General features: G+C 67.3%; 1 protein-coding gene. It reads left to right on the forward strand.

The features are described from left to right. Nucleotides 1–557 (forward strand): PA14 domain-containing protein (locus J2I47_RS26385; protein WP_207367624.1); only part of this gene is annotated, 557 nt, incomplete at both ends.

The raw sequence follows: 557 nt of genomic DNA on the forward strand, positions 1-557 counted from the left end.
GAGCGCTGGAACAACATCGCCGGCACAAGCATCGCTGAGCTGCTGAGCAAGACCAACAATTTGCAGACCAGCCCCAGTGTGAGCCTGAGCCTGGGCAGCTTCGAGGCCCCCACCAACGTGGCCGACAACTACGGTGCCCGCCTGCGGGGCTACATTTGCCCCCCCACCACGGGGCTCTACTACTTCTGGATTGCCGGGGATGACAACGTCAGCCTGCGGCTCAATGCTAAGGGCAGCGACCCGGGGGGGGCGGGCCAGATTGCCTACCACACCAGCTGGACCGACCCCCGGGTGTGGGACCGCTTTGCCGAGCAGAAGTCGGCTCCGGTGAGCCTGACGGCGGGCCAGCTGTATTATGTGGAGGCGTTGATGAAAGAGGACGGCTGGGGTGACAACCTGGCCGTAGGCTGGGCCAAGCCGGGGGAGGCCACGGCGCAGCCCTCGGAGGTCATTCCCGGCCAGTACCTGGTTCCCTACGTGGCCCCAGCCAGCAGCCCCAGCAGCTGCACGCTGGTGGCCGTGGCCTCGCCGGCCAGTCTGGTGGCGGGCTCGGGCAG

Origin of the sequence: Fibrella rubiginis (assembly GCF_017353185.1) — a bacterium.
GTDB classification, from domain to species: Bacteria; Bacteroidota; Bacteroidia; order Cytophagales; family Spirosomataceae; genus Fibrella; species Fibrella rubiginis.